The organism is Arthrobacter sp. FW306-04-A (genome assembly GCF_044358315.1).
Lineage (GTDB): Bacteria > Actinomycetota > Actinomycetes > Actinomycetales > Micrococcaceae > Arthrobacter.
Map to the genome: position 1 here is coordinate 4,349,192 of NZ_CP084559.1, position 21,603 is coordinate 4,370,794.

Sequence of the window (21,603 nt, forward strand, 5' to 3'; positions counted from 1 at the left end):
TTGCGGGTTAGCCCGGCCGCGCCTAGCGTCCGGCCGTGATCCCGGCGAGGAGCTGCTCAAAAGGCAAGGATTCCATCGTCTCTACCTTGCGGTGCGGCTGTTCCCCACTCAGGAGCCGGGTCAGCTCGCCCGCCGCCCGGTCCACGCGGACGGATAGCGGGGACGCGCCGTCGTCGATGTTTCCCCAATCCTGGGGGCCGGCAAAAACGGACGTCTGGGTCATCCTGGTGCGAAGGTAGGTGAAGAGCGGACGCATGGCGTAATCGAGCACCATTTGGTGCCGGTCGGTGCCGCCCGTGGCGCCGAGAAGGACTGCCTTGCCGTCGAAGGACTTCGGGTCCAGGACGTCAATGAAGGACTTGAACAGCCCGCTGTACGAGGCGCTGAAGACGGGCGTCACGGCGATGATGCCATCGGAGTCGTCGACGCCGGCGATCACCTCTGCCAGGCGCGGCGCAGCATAGCCTGTCACGAAGTTGTTCGCGATATCGACGGCCAGGTCCCGGAGTTCGATGATGTCCACCCGCACCTCGTACCCGGCGTCGCCCAGCTGGCGCTTGGCCGACGCGGCGAGCTGGTCTGCAAGGAGCCGGCTCGACGACGGTACGCCAAGTCCGGCGGAAAGTACGGTTATGCGGCGGGTTTCCATAGCGATCTCCTGTTGCTCGGCGGTTCGATGGCTTCAAACCAGAGTACATGCGTTTGCATCTATACTCCCAAACTGCGCCCCTGCTCCTTTTATTCCCTGCTATAGCCACACGGTTCCCTGGATGCAGGTCACGGCGGGCAGCGCGAACCCTGGCCACGCAAAAGACCCCCGCCTCCGGAAATCGGAAACGGGGGTCCTTCGAGCTACGTCAGGAATTACCGCTGCGTGATGCCCCCTCGAAGCTTCGCAAGTCCCCACCGACTCCCAGCCTTCGCAAGCTCAGGCTGGGACCCTCGTCGGTGTGGCCCCACAGCTTCCAGGGAACCCTGCATCACTTGCTTGCAACGACCTCAAGGTCGATCACAGCGGAAACGTCCTCGTGCAGGCGGACGTTGGCCTGGTACGAACCAACAGACTTGATGTGGTTCGGCAGTTCAACGTTGCGCTTGTCGATGGAGCCGAGGCCAGCGGCCTCAACTGCAGCAGCGACATCTGCCGGCTTGACGGTGCCGAAGAGACGACCGGTTTCGCCGGCCTTCACTACGAGCTTGACCTTCTTGGAGGAAAGCGCAGAAGCCTGGGCCTGTGCAGCTTCAACCGAAGCGTGTGCACGAGCAGCGCGGGCAGCCTTGATGGACTCAACCTGCTTCTCGCCACCCTTGGTCCAGGTCAGAGCGAAGCCGCGGGGCAGCAGGTAGTTACGTGCGTAACCGTCCTTGACCTCGACAACATCGCCAGCAGCACCGACACCGGTTACTTCGTGGGTCAGAATGAGCTTTGCCATGTTAGTTAATCCCTTCCTTAGCCGCGGCCAGCGCCGGAGTAAGGCAGCAGAGCAACTTCGCGGGCGTTCTTGATTGCCTGGGCGATTTTGCGCTGTTCCTGCACCGTGACGCCAGTGACGCGACGGGCGCGGATCTTTCCGCGGTCGGAGATGAACTTGCGCAGCAATGCTACGTCCTTGTAGTCGATGACAGTGATGTCAGCGGCTTTCAAGGGGTTGGACTTTGGTTTGGGCTTACGGAGTTCAGCCTTAGCCATCGTGGAGCTCCTTTTCTATGGAGCCCGTGGAATGGATCCACGGGATGGTGGTGCTCGACGGCGGTTGCCACCCGGGTGCCTCGCGGCACTTACGGCGGGTTCCGGCGTCGAACTTATGAATGTTTAGAAGGGAGGTTCGGAATCCGGGCCGTTGCCCCATCCGCCCGCGTTGCTGACACCCGGGGTAGCCCAGGGGTCTTCCTGCGGTGCGGCTTGGCCGCCGCCCCAAGTTCCGCCGGAGTTGCCGCCCTGGCTTGCACCAGCGCCGCCACCTCCGAAGCCGCCGCTGTTGTTGCCGCCACCAAAGCCGCCCTGGCCACCCTGACCGCCGGAGCGCTGGGTGCGGTTGACCTTGGCGTTGGCGTAACGCAGGCTCGGGCCGATTTCATCGACTTCGAGCTCGATAACGGTGCGCTTCTCGCCTTCCTTGGTTTCGTAGGAACGGCTCTTCAGCCGGCCGGAAACGATCACGCGCATGCCCTTGGTCAGGGATTCGGCGACGTTTTCAGCTGCTTCGCGCCACACCGATGCGCGGAGGAACAGGGTTTCCCCGTCCTTCCACTCATTGGACTGGCGGTCGAAGGTCCGGGGAGTAGAAGCGATGGTGAAGTTCGCTACCGCCGAGCCTGACGGTGTGAACCGCAGTTCGGGGTCATTGGTGAGATTACCGATGACCGTAATAGTGGTTTCGCCTGCCATCTACTGCCTCCTTGTTCGTTCCTGCGGGGTAAAGAATGAAAGCCGGGAGCTGAAGTTACTCAGCAACGACCTTCTGCTCTTCGGGGCGGGTGATCTTGGTGCGCATGATGGTCTCGTTGAGACTCAGCTGGCGGTCAAGTTCCTTGGCGGTTTCCGGCTTGGCGGTGAAGTTCACCACAGCGTAGATACCTTCGGACTTCTTCTTGATGTCGTACGCGAGGCGACGGCGGCCCCAGATGTCAACCTTTTCGATGGTTCCACCATCGGTGGTGATGACACTGAGGAACTTCTGAAGCGTCGGCTCTACCGTACGCTCTTCGACCTCGGGGTCGATGATTACCATCAATTCGTAAGGACGCATATGTGAACCCACCTCCTTTGGGCTAAGCGGTTACGGCATTTCCGTAACAGGAGGTTCATTTGCGATGAACCGTGCGCACGACCCGTTCCAGAAGCGGAAGCAGGGCGCAGCACAGACTTCAATATCTTAGTCCATTTCCCGTGTCTAAGCCTATTCGGCGTGTCGGCGGAGTGGAACGGGCGGCCTCGCGTATGTGGATAACTCAAGAAGTGCGGATCAGCCGTCGGCGAAGAGCGGCAAGGCTCGGGCAGACTGAATCCATGACGATCCTGAAATCCACCGCCCTCTTTGTCCTCGCGGCCTTGGCCGAGATCGGCGGGGCTTGGCTCGTGTGGCAATCGGTCAGGGAGGCCAAGCCTTGGTGGTGGGCAGGCTTTGGGATCGTGGCCTTGGGCATCTACGGTTTCGTCGCGGCGTTCCAACCGGACGCGCATTTCGGGAGAGTCCTTGCCGCTTACGGCGGCGTGTTCATCGCCGGGTCCTTGGCCTGGGGAATGCTCCTGGACGGCTTCCGGCCGGACCGCTGGGACATTATCGGAGCCGTGATTTGCCTTATGGGCGTCGCAATTATTATGTTCGCCCCGCGTCCGGGAAATTGACGGCCCGCCCGCCGGCACCCGTGACATGATCGGACTATGAATGCTGCCGCAGCAAAGAACCAGGGGCCAAAGTCCACCCGGGCCAGGCGGTCCCAATTGCGATTTATGCTGATGATCGTCACCGGGATCGCTGCCGCGGCAGCGACCGGAATATGGGGTCAATGGATCTACGCGCCCGCCGCTGGCTGGGCAGTGGCCGCGGCGGTCTACAACGTTTTCGTGTGGATAGTCATCACCCCGATGAAAGCCGATCAGACGGCAAGCCATGCCACGGAAGAAGACCCACGGCGGTCCACTGCCGACCTCCTCATCCTGTGTGCCGCCGTCGGCTCCCTCGCGGCCTTCGTCCTGGTGATGTTCGGAGCCAAGGATGCGCACGGCGTCGACAAATTCATGCTCGCCTTGCTCGCCCTCGGCGGTGCGGTGGCATCGTGGCTCCTGGTGCACACCCTCTTTACCCTGCGCTATGCCGAGGTTTACTACACGGCCGAGCCGCCTCGCGGCATCGAATTCAACCAAAAAGAACCGCCGCAATACACGGATTTCGCCTACATGGCATTCAGCCTTGGGATGACCTACCAAGTCTCGGACACGTCGATTACCACCAGGGCAATGCGGTCCGCAGCCTTACGGCACAGCTTGCTCGCCTATGTTTTCGGCGTCGGGATCCTGGCCACCACCATCAACCTCGTGGTGAGCCTCGCATCCTGAGCGGGGCCGCCTGAACCCGCGCCGCAGTAAAGCTAGATCGCCGAGCGGAAGAACAACTCGGCCACGGTAGCCAAGCGACGCGGGTCCTCAACGCCACACAGTTCGCGTGCCGAGTGCATCGACAAAAGGGGCACGCCGACGTCTACAGTCCGGATCCCCAGTCGGGTAGCCGTCAGGGGGCCGATGGTAGAGCCACACGGAACGTCGTTGTTGGAGACGAACTCCTGGTACGGGACGCCCGCCTCGCCGCAAAGCCGGGCCCAGAAGGCCGCGCCGGTTGCGTCCGTTGCGTAGCGCTGGTTGGCGTTGATCTTGAGGAGCGGTCCGCCGTTGAGGATGGGCCGGTTGGCGGGATCGTGCCGCTCGGAGTAGTTGGGGTGGACGGCGTGGCCAGCATCGGCGGAAACACAGAACGACGCCGACAACGCCTGGCGCCGTTCACTCACCGTCGCGCCGAGACCGTCGGAGATCCGGGTGAGGATGTCCTCGAGGATGGGTCCGCAGGCTCCGGAGCGCGAGGCGGAACCGATTTCTTCGTGGTCGAACGCCGCCAGGACAGCGATGGGGCCGCCGGCGGGCGCACCCGTGGCTGCGTGCGCGGTGAGTGCTGCAAGTCCGGCATGCGTCGAAGACAGATTATCGAGCCGTCCCGAAGCGAAGAATTCACCCTGGGCTCCGAACACCTCCGGCGCCTGCGCGTCCGCGACGACGATGTCGTAGCCACCGATCTGGGCGGGATCCACCGAAGCTCCGGCCACGGATTCAGCCAGGATTGCCAGGACGTCCGCGGAAGTCGGGTCGCCGAGCCCGAACACCGGGTTCATGTGCTGCTGCTTGTCCAGCGTGAGGCCGTCATTGACGGCCCGGTCCAGGTGGATGGCCAACTGCGGAAAGCGCAAGAGCGGTCCAGTGGCCGCGAGGTGCTGGGTGCCGTCCAGCATGACGAGCCGCCCTGCCAGCCGGAGCTCGCGGTCCAGCCAGGAGTTCAGCAAGGGGCCGCCGTATACTTCCACGCCGGCCTGGAGCCAGCCGAACTTGCCTGTTGTCGGCTTGGGCTTGAGCTTGAAGGACGGAGAATCCGTGTGGGCACCGAGGATGTTGAATGCCGTGGTGGGAGTTGCGCCTTCCGGTGTCACCCAGGCGATGAGGGCACCATCCCGGATCACATAGAATCTGCCCCCGCCGCGCTCCCATGGCTGAAGTTCATCGAGCGCCGTGAAACCGGCCGCGTCGAGCCGGCGCGCGGCCTCGTCGACGGCATGGAAGCTCGACGGCGATGCAATCACATATGCGCCAAGGTCCTGGATGTGTTCAGCGGCGGAGTTCGAAGGCATGGCTCCGAGTCTAGCTGTGTCCCCGGCGACGCTGTTCCGAATTCGCGACGCGGCATTTCCCTGTCGACGCCGGAATTCGCGTCTTCAGGGAAATACCGCATCGTCAGGGAATATTCGGCAGTCCTAGTAGTCCGGGTTGCTCGGGATCACGAGTCCCGTTTCGTACGCGTAGACCACCACTTGGACCCGGTCCCGCAGGTGCAGCTTGGTGAGGATCCGCCGAACGTGGGTCTTGACCGTGGCCTCGGACAGGAAGAACTTGTGGGCGATTTCCGCGTTGGATAGGCCTCCCGCGATGGCCTCCAGCATTTCAGTTTCGCGAGGCGTGAGTTCTTCGAGCAGGGGATCGCGGGGCTGGTCTGGTGCCTGGCCGGGCACCCGGCCCCCGCGGACGTAGGTCTCCAGCAGCCGCTGGGTGACCCTCGGAGCCACCACGGCGTCACCGCTGGCTACGAGCCGGACGCCCTGGACCAACTCGGCAGGCGCAACATCTTTGAGCAGGAAAGCGGATGCTCCGGCCTGCAGCCCGGAGAAGGCATATTCATCGAGGTCGAAGGTGGTCAGGATGATGATCCTCGCGTTGGACGCCGACGCCGTGATCCGCCGTGTGGCTTCGATTCCATCCATGGCAGGCATCCGGACGTCCATAAGGACAACGTCCGGTTCCAGTTCCTCGACCTTCCTTACGGCTTCGGCACCGTCGGAGGCTTCGCCGACCACCTCGAGGTCCTCTTCGCCTTCCAGGATGAGCCGAAATCCCATGCGCAGCAGGGGCTGGTCGTCCACCAGCAGAACCTTGATAGGAGCGTTGTCAGTCATGATTTCCCCTTGTCTCCATTCCAATTCAGCTCCGCACGGACCCTCCACCCGCCGTTTATGCCAGGACCGGCATCTACGGTGCCAGCATAAATTCCGGCACGTTCACGCATCCCCGCGATGCCCTGGCCCGTTCCCAAGGCAACCTCTTCGGTCCCCGGGTCGCGCGCGCCCCGGCCGTCGTCGCGCACTTCAATGGTGACTGAGTCACCGTCCCGCACGATCTGCACATCCACCTGGCTCAACGAGCGCCCATACCTGAGCACGTTGGTCAGGGATTCCTGCACAATCCGGTAAACGGTGAGTTGCAAGGCCGGGTCTTCGGGAAGGGCAGGGCCAGTATGCGAATAGTGCAACGGCAGCCCTGCTGTCCGGAATCCATCAAGCAGCTTGCTCAGGTTGTGGCCACTGACCAGGGGCGCCAAAGGCGCCGGGCCGCCAGTGTCGTCCCGGAGCACGCCGAGGACACGGCGCATATCGGCCAACGCCGTCCTGCCGGTGCGCGAGAGCTCACCGAGCACCTCACCTGCGCGCTCCGGATCCTTCTTGACCACGACGGCGGCGCCGTCCGAGAGACTGATCATAACCGTCAGCGAGTGGGCCACGACGTCGTGCATCTCGCGGGCGATCCGGTTGCGTTCGGTGACAGACCCCAAGCGGGCAGTGCGCGCCGCCCAGGCCCTGATTTCGTTCTCGTGCTCACGCCGCTGCCGCACCGAAATGCCAATTCCGGTGGCGATCAAATTCGACAAAACAATGCTGACCGCCGCGGTGATGTTGCTGATGAGATGGAAGTTCTCCGGAATCGCCTCGGCGTGGGATGGCGTGACCGGGCTGATCCACATGAACAGGTACACCAGCGTGAGCGGCAGGCTCGCCGCCCCAAACACCGCCAACGTGAAGGTCCGGGTCCTCGCCACGGCCACCGCGTAGAGCGCAAACCACAACCCTGCGGAGACGTTGGATCCCCAGGGGTTCAGTAGCGTCACGGCCACTTCGAGGACCGCCACGGCCGCGGTGACACTGAGCGGGTAGCGGCGCCGCAGGAACAAGATTGCCGCAATGGCAACGAGCAGTGCGGCGGCCAACCACTTGCCGTCGACGATGGAGCCAATGAAGGTGGGCAGTGCCAAGAGCGAATAGCAAAGCACCACCACCGTGTCCATGACACGTGGGTGTTCGAAAAGGTAACGCCGGATCCTGCCGCGGCGGCGCAGGGTGATTTCAGCAAAGGACGCATCGGCCACGTGGGCCGACGCGTCCTGTGCTGGCAACTGTTCACTCATGGCTTGAGCCTAGTGTGGCCTTGCCTGGAGCGACGGTTCCTGGATTTCGGATCAAGCCATTGCGGATCAGACGTCGCGCCTCTTCAGCGCTATGAGGGCCGGAACCATGAACAGGATGACGTAGCCGAGGAACACGAGTCCGCCCGCCCATGGGTCCAGGATGCCGTCCGCGTGGCCGATCGACAAGAACCGGCCCCCTGCGTCACTGGGCAGGTACTGGGGAACGTACTTCCAAAAATCACCCGGCGCGAACGTGAGGAACTGGCCGGCGAACGGAAGCACGAACATGATGCCCACCAGGACGGTAATGCCACCGGCCGGGTTCTTGAGGAGAGTTCCGAGCGAGAGCCCGATCAAGGCAACTCCGGATACGTACAGCCCTCCGGTGAGGACGCTGTACAGGACTCCATCCGTGCTCCAGCCAAGGTCAACCCCGAAGTTGGCGAACATGGGAGACGCCAACAGGAAAGTGACGACGCCGGCCACGATCGACAGGACATAGGAGACAACAATCAAGACGACGGCCTTGGCACCGAAAGTGGAGAGCCGGCCCGGGGCTGCGTTCATGGTTGAGCGGATCATGCCCGTGGCGTACTCGGAAGCAATGAACAGTACGGCCAAGGATCCCATGATCAGGATTCCGATATTTAGGCCGGCGTTCGGAAGGTTGTAGAGATCGAAACCCTGTCCCGGAGGGAACGACTCAATGGCCTGCTTCGCCGTCACCGTGTGGCCCTGGCGGCCAACCGTGACCATCTGGTTGACGACGTTCCAGCGGACCAAGGCGGACAGGACGCCGATGCCGACAATCGCCACGAAAGTCAGGACCAACAAGAGCTTGGTGCTCATGAGGGTCCGGAACTTGATGGATTCCGAGTTCAGCACCCGAAGGAAATTGACGCCGCTGGTTCCGGCTGACGGGACCGCATGCTTCTTGCTGATGGTTGTGGTGCTCATGACTGGATCCCTTCCATGGTGGCGGCGGATGTGGCGCCGACGCGGGCGGGGGTGGCGTCCAGCGGCCCGCCTTGTGCTCCCGGTCCGCCGGTGATGTGCGAGTGGTATTCCACCTCGTCCTTGGTCAACTGGAAGTAGGCCTCTTCCAGCGAGGACGTGAGCGGAGTGAGCTCGTAAACCAGTACCCGATTGTCCAAGGCGAGCTGCGCAATACGGAGCGGTTCAACCCCGTACACTTCCAAGGTCTCGCGCTCGTTCTGTTCCACCCGGACGCCGTCGCGGGCCAGCAACTCGGACAAGCGCGTGGTCTCCAAGGTACGTACCAAGGTGCGCTTGCGGGACTGGCTCTCGATCAGCGCATCCACCGAGGTGTCGGCAATGATCTTGCCGCGCCCAATCACAATCAGGTGATCGGCGGTCTGGGCCATCTCGGACATGAGGTGGCTGGAGATGAAGATCGTTTTGCCCTGGCTTGCCAGGTAGCGTGCAAGGTTCCTGACCCACTGGACGCCCTCGGGGTCCAGTCCGTTCACCGGTTCGTCGAGGATGAGAGTCTGCGGATCACCCAGGAGGGCGTTCGCGATGCCGAGCCGTTGGCCCATGCCGAGGGAGAATCCGCCGGCTTTCTTCTTGGCGACTGCGGTGAGGCCCGTCATTTCGATGACTTCCTCAACGCGAGAGTTCGGAATCCCGTGCGTCGCAGCCATGGCCCGCAAGTGGTTGTAGGCGCTGCGGCTCGTGTGGACCGCCTTGGCGTCAAGCAAGGCCCCCACTTGGTGCAATGGGGCCTTGTGCTGGGAGTAATGCCGTCCGTTGACGGTGACGTCGCCCGACGTCGGACGGTCGAGACCCATGATCATGCGCATGGTGGTGGACTTGCCGGCGCCGTTCGGGCCAAGGAAGCCCGTTACTTTCCCGGGCTGTACGGTGAAGCTGATTCCGTCGACGGCTGTCTTTGCGCCGTAGACCTTCCTCAAGCCTGTTGCCTCAATCATGGAAGCGTTCCCTCCGCTTGCTGCAGCTATGTGTTGACTGTAGGTACAACGCTAGCCACCTGCGCAGCGGAAATCGCCGGTCTCAGGGATGATTCAGGGTCCGGCCAGGGTAGTCCCTGTGGATGATGCCGGCCGGGTCCGGAGGAGCTTCCGGCTCTGCGAGAGCCCCCCGGGAAAAGCCCTAGGAAAGCGGAGAATAGACCCGCAGTGCGCGGCGCCGGACCGTGAACTTTGCGGTCCGCACACCAGGCAACGGCTCGCCGTCGACCGCTATTACGAGCGGTTCTCCGACCGCTTCGATGTTGATCTCTGGGGCCTCGCTGAGATGCGTCACTTTGGAAGTGGCCACGGTTCCCGTCAGGACCCCCCACAGCAGCCGCAGCCGCGCAAAGGGCTCGTCGGCCGTCACCATGCGGATGTCCAACACGCCGTCGTCCAGCACGGGCCGCGTCAGTGGCGCCAAATCCCGCGGATAATAGCGGCCGCGGCCCAAGTAAAGGATCCACAACTTGTGGTGCACCCCGTTGATAAGGAGGTTGGTGGGGGTTGCTGCGCCGAACGTGCGCAGCCCGGCAACGAGCCCCGCAAGAGGCTTCCCCAAGGCGGGCTGCAGCCGCTCGCGTCGCCGCACCAAGTTGGGGTACACGCCAATGCTGGCTGTATTCAGCATGATGAGCTCGGTGACTTCATCCTTGCCGTCGACGCCGCGGCCGGCCGTCACGTGGCCCAGATCCGTCCACGCCGCGGCTCCCGTCATGGCAGCCTCAAGGGCACCTTCCAGCGACCGGGCGTCGACGTCACGCGCGAAATGGTTGAGCGTACCGCCGGGCAGCACCAGCAGCGGGAAGGAATGCTCGACGGCGGCATCCGCGGCGGTGCCGACCGTTCCGTCGCCGCCCCACACGCCCAAGGCCTTCGTCCCCGGCTTCTCCGCGGCCGCCCGGATTTCATCCGCGATGTCCTCGCCTTCAGTAATCAAGCGAATATACGCCTTAGGGAATATTTCCTGAAGCTGTGTCTCGGTGTCCGGCGAGTAGGAACCTCCGAGGGCGTTGACAGCGATACTCAGCCCGTCTCCGTCGTCGATTTGTGGAGCCTCGGCCGGCGAACGCTCCGTGTCCGGGACTGGCGGTCGGAGGGGCCACCATTTTCGTGTCAGGAGGGCCGCTCCGGCGCCAATCGTCGAGCCGAGCAGTACGTCCGAGGGCCAATGGGCTCCCGTATGCACGCGAGAATACGCCACTCCCGCAGCTACCGGGGCCAGCGCCGCCCCCAGTCGGGGATGCACCAGCGCAACGCCAAGGGTGAAGGCAACCGCCGACGCCGAATGGCCTGAGGGCATGGAGGAACTGGTGGGCTGTGGGTTCACAAAGCGGAAAGCCGGAAGGTGCTCGGGCAGCGGCCGGGCCCGCGGAAGGAGGGACTTGAAGCCGAGATTGGTGACGGCCGACGCGACTCCAAGAGCCAAGAGCCCGTGGATTGCCGCATTTCGAGGCTTGCCGGGAACTGCCCCAAGAACGCCGGCAAGGGCAAACCACAGCTTGCCCTTGGTAGCGGCCTCCGAGAGGTTCTTCAGAATGGCGTCGTGCCGGCCTTCAGGCAAGCGCGAAACGGCGCGGACCACAGCCCGATCGAGTCGCGCAATGCTCCTTGTGCCCCAAAGGCCCCTTCGCACCATGCTACGCATCCCACCAGACTAGCGGCGGGCTGGCTAGGATGGGCAACACGTCACATAAGGCAAACCCTCAGGTAGCACTCGGCATGTTCCAAGCGAGCAACCATAGTGTTCGGGCATGCTCTCAAAGCCTCAACTCATCAATAGCGGCATCGGGGTGGCCGTAGTCGGCATTGCCGCCGGCGCCTTCTTCGTGCTGAACGGCGTACCGCAAACAGCCGCCGACACCACAGCCCGTACGGTCGCGGTCAGCGCGGTGGACCTCGCGGCTGTGTCCACGGCGAGCGGTAACGTCTCGCCCGCAAGCACCACCGTCATCAACGCTCAGAACTGCACGGGGCCCATCGCCACGGTCTCAGCAGTGACGGGCCAGCAAGTCACGGCGGGGCAGGTGCTGGTCACCATTGATCCGACCAACGCCCAGAACGCCCTGGCCGTTGCCCAAGCCCAATTGGATTCGGCCGCGGCACAGGCAAACCAACAGGCGGCTTCGGCGAGCAACCAGGTAGCCTCGGCAAACCAAAACCTGGCCAACGCCCAACAGACGGCCAATCTTGACGCGAGCCAGCAGGCCAGTGCCGTCGCCGCGGCGCAGACGGCCGTGAACAATGACACGGCCACTGTCGCGTCTGCGCAGGCCGCTGCCAGCGCCCAGCCCAGCAGCCAGCCGGCGCAGACCGCACTCAACGCGGCCCAGGCCCAGCTGGCGAAGGACAACCAGGCGCTCACCCAGGCAGTCAACCAGCAAGCCAGCTCGGCCCTCAAGGACAAAGAGCAGCTAGCCTCGTCACAGACGGCCCTCAATTCAGCTCAAAGCGGTGGGGGCGCCACGTCCAACACCACCTCTGCCCAGATCGCCGTCGACACCGCAACCAAGAACCTCGCGTCCTGCTCCCTCGCCGCCCCGGTTTCAGGCACAATCACCGCCGTCAACGCCGTGGTGGGAGGCAACGCCGGTAGCAGCTCCGGTTCCTCCGCTTCGGGTTCCTCCGGAGCATCCGGCAGTTCGGCCGCCTCGGGCAGCTCCTCCACGAGCACCTCAAGCACATCCTCTTCCGGACTCATCACGATCAGCGACACCGCGCACCTGCAGGTCATCGCCAACTTCGCCGAATCGGATATCGCCGCCATGAAGACCGGCGACTCCGCGACCTTCACCTTCCCGGCCCTCAAGACCGACCCATCCGCTGCACCCGTCACCGGTACCATCACCGCGATTGCCCAGAACGCCACCACAACCAACAATGTGGTCAGCTACCCGGTCACCATCTCCATCAAGAATCCCCCGGCTGCCCTCCGGCTCGGCCAGAGCGCAAACATTTCCGTCACCACGGCAACTGCCAAGAACGCGTTGACGGTGCCTTCGCTGGCAATCACCACCACCGGGACCCGGCAAACGGTCAGCGTCCTCAAAAACGGAACCTCGACGGCGGTGACCATCACCACCGGGATCACGGACAACGGACGCACCCAGGTGCTCACCGGTCTCAGCGCGGGCGATCAGATTGAACTCCCGACTATCTCCTCCACTTTGGACACCAGCACCACCACCGGACGGACCGGAACGGGAGGCCTCGGCGGTACCGGCGGATTTGGCGGAACGGGAGGCACTGGCGGTACCGGCGGTACCCGCGGAAATGGTGGGTAAGCAGCCGTGAACGACGCTGTCATCCAACTGGACTCCGTGAGCAAGATCTATGGCAAGGGGGAGGCCGAGGTCCGGGCATTGGACTCCGTCAGCATTTCCATCGACCGCGGCGACTTCGTGGCCATCATCGGCGCCTCTGGCTCCGGAAAGTCCACCATGATGAATATCATCGGTTGCCTCGACGGAGCCACCCAGGGTACCTACCACCTGGACGGCATCGACACCGGGACCCTGGACGAATACCAGCTGGCGCAGATCCGCAACCGGAAAATCGGTTTCGTCTTCCAGAACTTCAACCTCATACCGCGAACCAGGGCCGTGGACAACGTCTCCATGCCCCTCGCCTACGCAAAAGTGCACCGGAAAGAACGGCGGGAGCGGGCCTTGGAGGTGCTCGATTCAGTGGGCTTGGCTGAACGCGCAGACCACAAGCCTTCGCAGCTCTCGGGAGGTCAGCAACAGCGCGTCGCCATCGCCCGGGCCCTGGTGACCAACCCGGTGCTACTGCTGGCTGACGAACCAACAGGTGCCTTGGACACCAAGTCCTCCCACGAGATCCTGGACCTCTTCGAGTCCTTGCACGCCAACGGAAGGACCATCGTGATGATCACCCACGAGGCCGACGTAGCAGCCCGGGCCAACCGGGTAGTGCGATTCCAGGACGGCCACATCATTGAGGACCACCGGGTCCGCGGCGTCCAAGGACACCCCCTGGCGACGGCGGTGCCACTATGATGATCGCCGAATCCGTGCGCTTCGCCCTGACGGGGGTGATGGCCAACAAGATGCGCTCCATACTCACCACCCTCGGCATCCTGATCGGCATCGCGTCCGTCATCATCCTGCTGGCAGTGGGCGCCGGAACCTCCAACGCCATCAAGGCCCAGATCGGCAAGCTGGGAACCAACGTGCTTAGCGTGAGCCGCCAGACGACGGCGGGCGGGCGCGCCGCGGGCGGCGGACAAACCGTCACCGGTCCGCGCTCCCGCGGCACCAACCTGACCCTCCAGGACATGGCCTCGCTGACTGACCCTGTCATGGCCCCCGATGTCGCCGCGACGGCGCCCGTAGTCACCGCCCAGAACGTCACGGGAACCTATAAGGACGCAACCCACGCGGTCGCAACGTTTGTGGGGACCACGCCGTCGTACTTTGGCATTTCGAACGATACGCTCGCAGCGGGTTCGTACTTCAGCGAGGGCGACGCGAGCAACGGCACCACGGTGGCGGTCATCGGCAACACCGTGGCCCAAGATCTGGTGGGCAACTCAGTGGCCTCCGCTGTGGGGCAGACGATCGCCCTCAACGGCCAGAACTTCGTGGTCTCCGGGGTTCTGGCTCAAAAGGGCTCGTCGGGCCTGAACGATCCGGATGACATTGTGGTGATCCCCTACAGTGCTGCCCAGGACAAGTTCACCGGATACTCGCCTTCCCTTGCCTCCATCAGCGTCCAGGCGAAGTCGGCGGACGTGATGAACCAGGCCCAGAACGAGGTCCAAATGATCCTCGATGCCAGGCACAACGTCACGTCTGCCAACCGTGACTACCAAGTGCGGAATCAAGCGCAGCTCCTCACCACGGCCACGACGACCACCGCCACACTGACCATCCTCTTGGGCGCCGTGGCCGGAATTTCGCTGCTGGTAGGCGGGATCGGCGTCATGAACATCATGCTCGTCACGGTCACCGAACGCACACGCGAAATCGGCATCCGCAAGGCGATCGGAGCCTCGCGGGGGAGCATCGTGAGCCAGTTCCTGATCGAATCGCTCATCATTTCGCTGATCGGCGGAGTGCTGGGCATTGCCGCGGGCTACATTGGCAGTGCCTTCCCCGTTTTGGGAACCCAGCCCGAAGTCCAGTGGTGGACCGTGTGGCTGTCGTTCCTGGTTTCCGCGGCGATCGGCCTGATCTTCGGCATCTATCCGGCCAATAAAGCGGCAAAACTACGGCCGATCGACGCCTTGCGGTACGAATAGCCCGGACCATTTCCACGCCCAGCACCTAAACGAAGAACACCCAAACAGGAGATCCACAAATGTCCTATTCAGCGCCGGAGCCCGGTCCCTCGAACCAGCCGGAGCCCCAGCAGTCCCACTCACCACAGTCTTACGCGGGACAGCCAACCGCAGTCCTGCAAGCCACCGGACAGGAGCCCACCGGGCAGCCCTTCGCCCAAACTCCGGAGCCGTTCGTTCCCAAGAAGCGCTTCCAGATGGGACGCCTGACGCAGATCCTCCTCGCCGTGCTGCTGGTCGCGGTCGGCTTCTTCGGAGGCGTCGGCGTCACCAAGCTCATGGACGCCGGACAGGCCCGCCCCGGCCGCGGCCAGTTCCAGAACCTAAATGGCGGTCAAAACGGCCAGGGTGGTCAGGGCCGGAACCGGCAAAGCGGCGCGCCCACCAACGGGGCATCGCCAAGCGCTGTTCCCTCGGCGCCCGCAACCTCGGCGCCGTAGCCACCCGCCCCGCAGTTGTTGTCGTTAAGGCGTTATAAAGACAACAACTGCGTGGGCACCACACCGCCAGGGTTCCCTGCCCGGGAGCCGGTGGGGACTAGTTGCTTTTCACCAAAGGCTTGGCGGCGCCAGCCAGCCAAAGAGCAATCAAGATCGGCGCTCCGATAGCAAGCAGGGCCATGTGGATGCCGGTGTGGTCGCCCAGGTACCCCAAGAGCGGCGGACCGGCGAGAAACGCAACATAGCCAATGGTCGAGACCACAGAGACGCGGGCGGCTGCGTGCTTGGGATCATCGGCCGCGGCGGACATGCCCATCGGGAAGGCCAAAGCGGCGCCGATGCCCCAGAGGGCCGCGCCCATCCCGGCAAGGATGAGGTTGTCCGCGAAGACGAACAGCGCCAGGCCCACTGCGGCGGCGGCCATGCTCGCCCGAAGCACCGCGACGCGTCCGAACCTGTCGATCACGCGGCCTCCGAGGAAACGCATCAGGGTCATCGCCGCGACGAAGAGGGCAAACAGGAGGGCGCCCGTCGATTCGGTAGTATTCAGGCCATCCACCGAGGCCTTGGCGATCCAGTCGTTTCCGGCGCCTTCAGTGAGGGTCGCTCCGAGTACCACCACACCGATCAACAGGGTGCGGGAGTCCCGCCACGCCGAGGGACCCTTGACGGCAGGCACGCCGGCGTCGGACGTCGTTCCTGTGGTTTCGTGGGGCATGAAGTAGCGCGGCGCCGTCAAGGTCAGAAGCACCACGACGACGGCAATCACCAGCAGATGCTCCGGAAGTCCGACCCCCATCTGGGAAAGCCACGCCCCGATCAGTGCCCCCACAAAGGCACCCCCGCTAAAGGCGGCGTGGAACTGCGGCATGATGGTGCGCCCGAGCCGGTGTTCGACGTCGGCCCCTTCGATATTCTGCGACACATCCCACAGACCGACCCCCACGCCGAAAAAGAACAGCGCCACCGCGGTGGCGGCCGCGGAGCCGGCCATCAAGGAGAAGGCGATGGCCGCTCCGGCAGCGGCGGCTAGCAGCCCGGCGGCGCGGACTGTGTTGGCCGTACCGATCCTGCCGACCACCCATCCCGCGGATGGCAGTGCCACAAGGGACCCGACTGCAGTGCACAACAGGAGTGTGCCCATCTGCCCCGATGTGAGATTCAAGGTCTGGGTGACAGCAGGTATGCGGGCCGCCCAGCTGGCAAAAACGAGCCCATTCATGCCGAAGACCAGGAAAGTGGCGATTGCCGCGGCGTTGACGTTGGGGGCGGTTCTGGTGCTGGTGGTCATACGGTCACAACTTCCACGGAGAGTTTTTCACGTCGGGTTTCGATGCTTGGAGTGCGCTAATGGGCGGTCCGAGCAGGGTGGTGATACGGGGTGGTGATACGGGCGACCGCTTCTACGGTGGTGGCCCGGTCGTGCGGTTCGGTGTCGAGCGCGGCGTGGATGAAAAGGCCTTCAATCAGTGCATCCAACATCCTGCAGGTTTCCGGGTCGAAATGCAGTCCGAGGGCACGCCTGCTCCGGGCCATCCAGTCCCGGGTGATCTGGCGGAACGCCGGCTTCCTGGCGGCGAGCGTGTAGAGCTCATGCGTCAGGACAAGGTCCCGCTGTGAGTCCAGCAAGTCGAGATGGATCAAGTCAACTACAGCCAGCCGCGCGCCGTCGACGTCTGTTGCTTGTCCCAACTGCTGATCAAAGCGGTCGGCGATCGAATTCCCGAAGCGCCTGAACGCCTCCGTGAGGAGTTGATCCATACTGGCGAAGTGATAGGTCATGGACCCCAGGGGGACTCCGGCTTGCTCGGCAATCTTGCGGTGCGAGGCGCCGGCAACGCCCTGGGCCGCGATGACATCCAAGGCTGCGTCGATGATCCGGTCCCGGCGGTCCGGATCGAAGCGGCGGGGGGCCACAGTTTCAGATCTCCCGAATGACCCGGGCCGGGTTGCCGACTGCGAGCGAGTTGGCGGGAATGTCCTTGGTGACCACCGCGCCCGCGCCGATCACGGAGTTGTCGCCGATGCTCACGCCTGGAAGGACGATTGCTCCGCCCCCGAGCCACACGTTGTCTCCTATGGTGATCGGCTGCGCGGCCTCGAGTCGATCGCGGCGCGGCTGCGGCTCCACGGGATGGGTGGGCGTCAGGAGCTGGACATTGGGCCCGATCTGGCAATCTTCGCCGATGGTAATCGACGCAACGTCCAGGGCGGTCAGGTTGTAGTTGATGAAGGTACGGGCTCCAACCGTGATGAACGTGCCGTAGTCCACGAAGATCGGTGGTTTGATGTGGGCGTCTTCACCCAGGGCGCCAAGGAGCTCCGCGAGGATGGGCCGTGCAGCATCCTGGTCTTCCACGTACGCTGCCGCGTACTTGGCCTGCAGCAGGACTGCCCGCTGTGATTCACGCGCGCTCTCGGGATCGTCGGAGATATAGAGGTCTCCGGCGAGCATTCGTTCCCGGTTGGTGCGCGGGTCATCAGCGAAGTAATCAGCCATGCGTACGATCGTACACATCGCCGTGCCGGAGGGGAAGCCGGCTCCCTCGATCCTCGGTCACCTTTAAGCCCCCAATTCCCGATCCCCGATCACTTTTAACGCCAAAATCGAGATCGCTCCTGCAGTGCCGGAGCGTTCAAAAAGGCGGCCCAAAGGTGAGGGAGGATCGCTGGGAGCGCCCCAAAGGTGAGGGAGCGTTGGGAGCTGTCAGTCCGGCGGACCTGGCCGCCGGGGGACTAACCGGACGTTAGCGGGCCCGCTCCACCCGCGACTCGTCCCAGACAGGTTCAGCGGATTCGTAGACCTTGCCGTCCGATCCGAAGACGAGGAAACGGTCGAAGGACTTCGCGAACCAGCGGTCGTGCGTGACAGCCAGGACGGTGCCCTCGAACGCGTCGATCGCCCGTTCCAAGGCTTCGCCCGAGTGCAAATCAAGGTTGTCCGTGGGCTCGTCAAGGAGCAAGAGCGTGGCGCCGGAGAGCTGGAGCAACAGGATCTGGAAGCGCGCCTGCTGCCCTCCGGAGAGCGACTCGTACTTCTGCTCGGCCGAGCCCACCAGCCCATAGGAATCGAGCGCACCGGATGCAGCCTCGCGGCCCAGCCCGGATCGGTGTTCGTCGCCGCGGTGGAGGATATCGAGGAGTGTCCGGCCCAGGAGGTCCGGGCGGGAATGGGTCTGCGCGAAGAATCCGGGACGAATCCTGGCCCCCAGTTTCACGGTTCCCTCGTGCGGGACTTCAGCGATTTCGACGTCGGAAACCGGCAAGTGCTCGCGCTCCGGATCGGTGCCGCCGGCGGCCAACAGCCGCAGGAAGTGGCTCTTGCCCGAGCCGTTGGAACCCAGCACGCCCACGCGATCCCCGAACCAGATCTCGGTGGAGAACGGCTTCATCAAGCCCGTGAGTTCAAGCTTTTCAGCGACCACGGCGCGCTTGGCTGTTCGGCCTCCCTTGAGCCGCATGTGTACGTTTTGCTCCAGCGGCAAGGCTTCGGGCGGACCGGCTTCCAGGAATTTGGCGAGGCGAGTCTGCGCGGCCTGGTATTTGTTGGCCATGTCCGAGCGGAACGCAGCCTTGGTCTTGTACATGATGACGAGTTCCTTGAGCTTCAGGTGCTCCTCGTCCCAACGCTTGCGCAGTTCCTCGAAGCGCGCGTTTCGGTCAATACGCGCGTCCACATACGTGCCGAAACCACCTCCGTGCACCCACGCGCCGGCACCGTTGATGCCTGGTTCAAGGGTCACGATGCGTCCTGCGGCGTTGTTGAGCAGCTCGCGGTCGTGGCTGATGAAGAAAACTGTCTTCTTGGATTCGTTGAGTTTGCTTTCGAGCCAGCGCTTGCCCGGAACATCGAGGTAGTTGTCCGGTTCGTCGAGGAGCAACAGCTGATCCGGTCCGGAGAACAGCGCCTCGAGCACCAAGCGCTTTTGCTCGCCCCCGGAAAGGCTCGACGCCGGACGGTGCTGGGCGCGGTCAAAGGGGATTCCCAGCGCGGCCATGCAAACCTCGTCCCAGACTGTCTCGACGTCGTACCCCCCGGCGTCTCCCCAGTCCACGATCGCTTGGGCGTACTGCATCTGGGTGGGCTCGTCGTCGTGCTCCATCATGGCGAGCTCAGCGTCTTCGACTGCCTTGGCGGCCGCGGCAAGGGCCGGCGGCGCGGCGGAAACGAGAAGGTCGCGCACGGTGGATTCATCGCGGACCTGGCCCACGAACTGGCGCATGATGCCCATGGTTCCGGAGCGACCCACTACCCCTTCGTCCGGCGTGAGATCGCCGGCGATGATCTTGAAAAGCGTGGTCTTACCCGTTCCATTGGGCCCGATCAACGCTGTTTTGCTGCCGTCCGGGACCTTGAAGGTCACACCGTTGAGCAGCTGCGTGCCGTCGGAGAGGAAGTAATCGATGCCGGAAATATCAATGTGGGCCACTGCCCAATCTTCCCACGGACCGCGGGAGACTCCTTAGTCGCCGGGTTTGCTCACCCAAGCCGGCAGTTCGCCGGCAACGGCGCCTGTGAGGTAACGCTGGATCGTCGGGCCCAGCGCTCGGACGACGACGGCGTGCGGGGCCGAAGCGATCGGCTCCAGTTTGATCAGGTAGCGGGTCAGGATTAATCCGGAAAGCTGCGATGCCACCAGGCTTCCGCGCCACGAGGCCTCTTCCCCGGGCACACCAAGGCCAGCCAGCAGCGGGTTGATAGCCCGGTTGAGGATGAACTCGCGGACCAACGCCGCACTCCATTCGTGTTGCATGGCCGTCCGCAGTACCGCGACGCCGGCTGCCCCCGCCGGCGAGTCCCAAACTGTCAGTAAGCGCGATACCAGCCGTTTCCCGACGCCGCCCCGCGGCCCGTCAAGGACAGCCGTCAGGTGTTCCTTGGGGTCCACAGGTAACTCAAGCGCAGCCATGAACAGCTGCTCTTTGGTGCCGAAATGGTGGTTGATCATGGACGGGTCCACGCCAGCCTCGGCTGCGATGGCCCGGACTGTTGCGGCGTCATATCCTCTGCGGCTGAATTGTTCGCGGGCCGCGCGGAGAACAGCGTCGCGGCTGCTCACTTGTCCGGGACGGCGCCCCCTGCTCACGCCGCATCCCGGCTCGCTGCGGCCTTCCGGCGCGCGAAGTCCGGGGCATGCTCCGGCCGTGGCCCGAAGGCGATCATGAGCGCTGGGAGCTTTCCGAACCACGGAACGTGGCGGGCGACAAAGACCAGCGGACTCGGCCGGCCCACCAATCGCCCGGACAATGCGGGGCCGAAGACTGCGTTCTGGATGAGGAGCTGCACATTCTGGATCACCACGGTGGGGAACCAGCGGCGCTTCTGCACCGAAGCGAGATCGGCCTCCTCCAAGGTGCCCTGAAGCAACGGGCGGGCGATACGTTGGGCAGCGGCAACCGCGTCCTGGATGGCCAGGTTGATGCCCACGCCTCCAGCAGGAGACATCGCATGGGCCGCATCGCCGATCAGGAGTAGCCCGGGCTTGTGCCATTGCTTGATCCGGTTGAGCTTCACGTCCAGCATATGGAGATCGTCCATGGACCTGATTTCGTCCATGCGGTCCGCCAGGTCCGGGCGCAGGCGGGCGACGCGTGCGCGGAAGCTCTGTACCCCTTCAGCACGCAACTGGGCATCCTTGCCTTTCTCCGCGATGTACGCGATCTGGTAGAAGTCCTTGCGGGTCAGGCTGAGGAGCACATCCTTACCGGAGAAACGCGGCATGATGGAGGCCAGCTGCTCCTGTTCGTCGGCACGCCGGGAGAGCCTGAACCACCAGGTGTCGAACGGCACTGGGAATTCGTGGGGGACAAGTCCGGCCTTCTGGCGGAGTACCGAACTGCGGCCATCGCAGGCAACCGTCAAGGTTGCGCGCAGTTCGCCTGTGCCGGTTTCCGCTCCCGACGCCGCGTCGCGGGTGCGGTAGGCCACCCCGGCAACCTTCCCGCCGTCGTCGTACACCAAATCCGTGGCCTCAGTATTCATCCTGAGCGTGAAGTGCGGCGCTTGCTGCGCGGCGTCCACCAAGAAGTTCAGGAGGTCCCACTGCGGAACCATGGCTACGTAATCGTAGGGCGGCTTGAGGCGATCGAAGGCGGCCAGGGTCACTTCTCCGCCACCCGTGGGAAGCTTGAAATTGCCGAGCTTGCTTTGGGGCAGGGCCCGGAATCCTTCGCCCAGCCCGAGCTCATCCAAGAGTCGGATGGTGGAAGGGTGGACGGTGTCGCCACGGAAGTCGCGCAGGAAGTCGGCATGCTTTTCGAGGACGGTGACCTCCACTCCTGCCCGGGCCAGCAGGAGTCCGAGCATCACACCGGCGGGGCCGCCGCCCACGACGACACATGTGGTGCTTTCGACCTTGTCCATGGCCACTCCC

General features: G+C 63.8%; 23 protein-coding genes. 6 read left to right on the plus strand and 17 right to left on the minus strand.

The features are described 5' to 3' along the window. Window positions 1-22: 22 nt before the first annotated feature. The 5 genes from LFT43_RS20325 to rpsF all read right to left on the minus strand — a co-directional run bounded on the left by LFT43_RS20325 (window position 23) and on the right by rpsF (window position 2,750). Window positions 23-649 carry an FMN reductase gene (locus LFT43_RS20325; RefSeq protein ID WP_395799973.1) on the minus strand — a complete coding sequence of 209 codons (627 nt, stop codon included), beginning with the start codon at window positions 647-649 and terminating at the stop codon, window positions 23-25. A 331-nt stretch (window positions 650-980) separates the two neighbouring features. After that, the gene (gene rplI / locus LFT43_RS20330) at window positions 981-1,433 is read right to left on the minus strand and encodes a 50S ribosomal protein L9 (protein WP_265978085.1); all 453 of its coding nucleotides are present in this window, start codon (window positions 1,431-1,433) and stop codon (window positions 981-983) included. A 17-nt stretch (window positions 1,434-1,450) separates the two neighbouring features. Continuing rightward, on the minus strand, window positions 1,451-1,690 hold the full coding sequence (gene rpsR / locus LFT43_RS20335; protein WP_003800144.1) for a 30S ribosomal protein S18: 240 nt from the start codon (window positions 1,688-1,690) through the stop codon (window positions 1,451-1,453). Window positions 1,691-1,813: 123 nt separating this feature from the next. Then, window positions 1,814-2,389, minus strand: a complete 576-nt coding sequence (locus LFT43_RS20340; protein WP_395799978.1) for a single-stranded DNA-binding protein — start codon at window positions 2,387-2,389, stop codon at window positions 1,814-1,816. 55 nt (window positions 2,390-2,444) lie between these two features. Further along, entirely contained in the window at window positions 2,445-2,750 is a 306-nt protein-coding gene (rpsF, locus tag LFT43_RS20345) for a 30S ribosomal protein S6 (RefSeq protein ID WP_265978101.1), read from the minus strand. Window positions 2,751-3,010: 260 nt separating this feature from the next. On the opposite strand from rpsF, the gene LFT43_RS20350 reads away from it, so the two are divergent. Together LFT43_RS20350 and LFT43_RS20355 are read left to right on the plus strand one after the other, a co-directional pair. Next, a complete protein-coding gene (locus LFT43_RS20350) occupies window positions 3,011-3,349 on the plus strand; it encodes a YnfA family protein (RefSeq protein ID WP_395799980.1) in 339 nt (112 codons plus the stop codon). A 36-nt stretch (window positions 3,350-3,385) separates the two neighbouring features. After that, window positions 3,386-4,060, plus strand: a complete 675-nt coding sequence (locus LFT43_RS20355; protein ID WP_395799982.1) for a DUF1345 domain-containing protein — start codon at window positions 3,386-3,388, stop codon at window positions 4,058-4,060. Between the two features lie 32 nt (window positions 4,061-4,092). Here LFT43_RS20355 and LFT43_RS20360 read toward each other — a convergent pair whose 3' ends face one another. From LFT43_RS20360 to LFT43_RS20385, 6 genes are all read right to left on the minus strand, one after another. Continuing rightward, complete coding sequence (locus LFT43_RS20360) at window positions 4,093-5,394, minus strand: M18 family aminopeptidase (protein WP_395799984.1); 1,302 nt, start codon at window positions 5,392-5,394, stop codon at window positions 4,093-4,095. Between the two features lie 123 nt (window positions 5,395-5,517). Beyond that, entirely contained in the window at window positions 5,518-6,213 is a 696-nt protein-coding gene (locus LFT43_RS20365) for a response regulator (protein ID WP_395799986.1), read from the minus strand. Beyond that, window positions 6,210-7,496, minus strand: coding sequence for a sensor histidine kinase (locus tag LFT43_RS20370; RefSeq protein WP_395799988.1), 1,287 nt, complete (start codon window positions 7,494-7,496; stop codon window positions 6,210-6,212). The genes LFT43_RS20365 and LFT43_RS20370 overlap by 4 nt, the downstream gene beginning before the upstream one ends. Before the next feature lie 66 nt (window positions 7,497-7,562). Then, window positions 7,563-8,453 (minus strand): ABC transporter permease, encoded by an 891-nt coding sequence (locus tag LFT43_RS20375; protein WP_395799990.1) that lies wholly within the window; start codon window positions 8,451-8,453, stop codon window positions 7,563-7,565. Then, window positions 8,450-9,448 (minus strand): ABC transporter ATP-binding protein, encoded by a 999-nt coding sequence (locus LFT43_RS20380; RefSeq protein ID WP_395799992.1) that lies wholly within the window; start codon window positions 9,446-9,448, stop codon window positions 8,450-8,452. Before LFT43_RS20380 ends, LFT43_RS20375 begins: the two co-directional genes overlap by 4 nt. A gap of 181 nt (window positions 9,449-9,629) precedes the next feature. Continuing rightward, entirely contained in the window at window positions 9,630-11,135 is a 1,506-nt protein-coding gene (locus LFT43_RS20385; RefSeq protein WP_395799994.1) for a bifunctional phosphatase PAP2/diacylglycerol kinase family protein, read from the minus strand. Window positions 11,136-11,241: 106 nt separating this feature from the next. Here LFT43_RS20385 and LFT43_RS20390 point away from each other — a divergent pair, with 106 nt between their 5' ends. From LFT43_RS20390 to LFT43_RS20405, 4 genes are read left to right on the plus strand one after another with little or no spacing between them, the layout of a single operon-like run. Next, window positions 11,242-12,771: an efflux RND transporter periplasmic adaptor subunit gene (locus LFT43_RS20390; RefSeq protein WP_395799996.1), complete on the plus strand. Its 1,530-nt coding sequence runs from the start codon at window positions 11,242-11,244 to the stop codon at window positions 12,769-12,771. Between the two features lie 6 nt (window positions 12,772-12,777). Next, a complete protein-coding gene (locus LFT43_RS20395; protein WP_395799998.1) occupies window positions 12,778-13,506 on the plus strand; it encodes an ABC transporter ATP-binding protein in 729 nt (242 codons plus the stop codon). Next, window positions 13,503-14,750 carry an ABC transporter permease gene (locus tag LFT43_RS20400; protein WP_395800000.1) on the plus strand — a complete coding sequence of 416 codons (1,248 nt, stop codon included), beginning with the start codon at window positions 13,503-13,505 and terminating at the stop codon, window positions 14,748-14,750. Before LFT43_RS20395 ends, LFT43_RS20400 begins: the two co-directional genes overlap by 4 nt. Window positions 14,751-14,809: 59 nt before the next feature. Then, window positions 14,810-15,229, plus strand: coding sequence for a hypothetical protein (locus LFT43_RS20405; protein ID WP_395800002.1), 420 nt, complete (start codon window positions 14,810-14,812; stop codon window positions 15,227-15,229). A 97-nt stretch (window positions 15,230-15,326) separates the two neighbouring features. Here the strand turns inward: LFT43_RS20405 and LFT43_RS20410 are convergent, their stop codons facing one another. The 6 genes from LFT43_RS20410 to LFT43_RS20435 form a co-directional block, all read right to left on the minus strand. After that, complete coding sequence (locus LFT43_RS20410; RefSeq protein ID WP_395800004.1) at window positions 15,327-16,520, minus strand: MFS transporter; 1,194 nt, start codon at window positions 16,518-16,520, stop codon at window positions 15,327-15,329. A 56-nt stretch (window positions 16,521-16,576) separates the two neighbouring features. After that, window positions 16,577-17,146, minus strand: coding sequence for a TetR/AcrR family transcriptional regulator (locus tag LFT43_RS20415; protein WP_395800006.1), 570 nt, complete (start codon window positions 17,144-17,146; stop codon window positions 16,577-16,579). A 4-nt stretch (window positions 17,147-17,150) separates the two neighbouring features. Next, on the minus strand, window positions 17,151-17,729 hold the full coding sequence (locus LFT43_RS20420; protein WP_395800008.1) for a sugar O-acetyltransferase: 579 nt from the start codon (window positions 17,727-17,729) through the stop codon (window positions 17,151-17,153). Window positions 17,730-17,976: 247 nt separating this feature from the next. Beyond that, on the minus strand, window positions 17,977-19,659 hold the full coding sequence (locus LFT43_RS20425) for an ABC-F family ATP-binding cassette domain-containing protein (protein ID WP_395800010.1): 1,683 nt from the start codon (window positions 19,657-19,659) through the stop codon (window positions 17,977-17,979). Window positions 19,660-19,692: 33 nt separating this feature from the next. Continuing rightward, on the minus strand, window positions 19,693-20,316 hold the full coding sequence (locus LFT43_RS20430; RefSeq protein WP_395800012.1) for a TetR/AcrR family transcriptional regulator: 624 nt from the start codon (window positions 20,314-20,316) through the stop codon (window positions 19,693-19,695). Beyond that, the gene (locus tag LFT43_RS20435; protein WP_395800014.1) at window positions 20,313-21,593 is read right to left on the minus strand and encodes an FAD-dependent oxidoreductase; all 1,281 of its coding nucleotides are present in this window, start codon (window positions 21,591-21,593) and stop codon (window positions 20,313-20,315) included. The genes LFT43_RS20430 and LFT43_RS20435 overlap by 4 nt, the downstream gene beginning before the upstream one ends. Window positions 21,594-21,603: the final 10 nt, after the last annotated feature.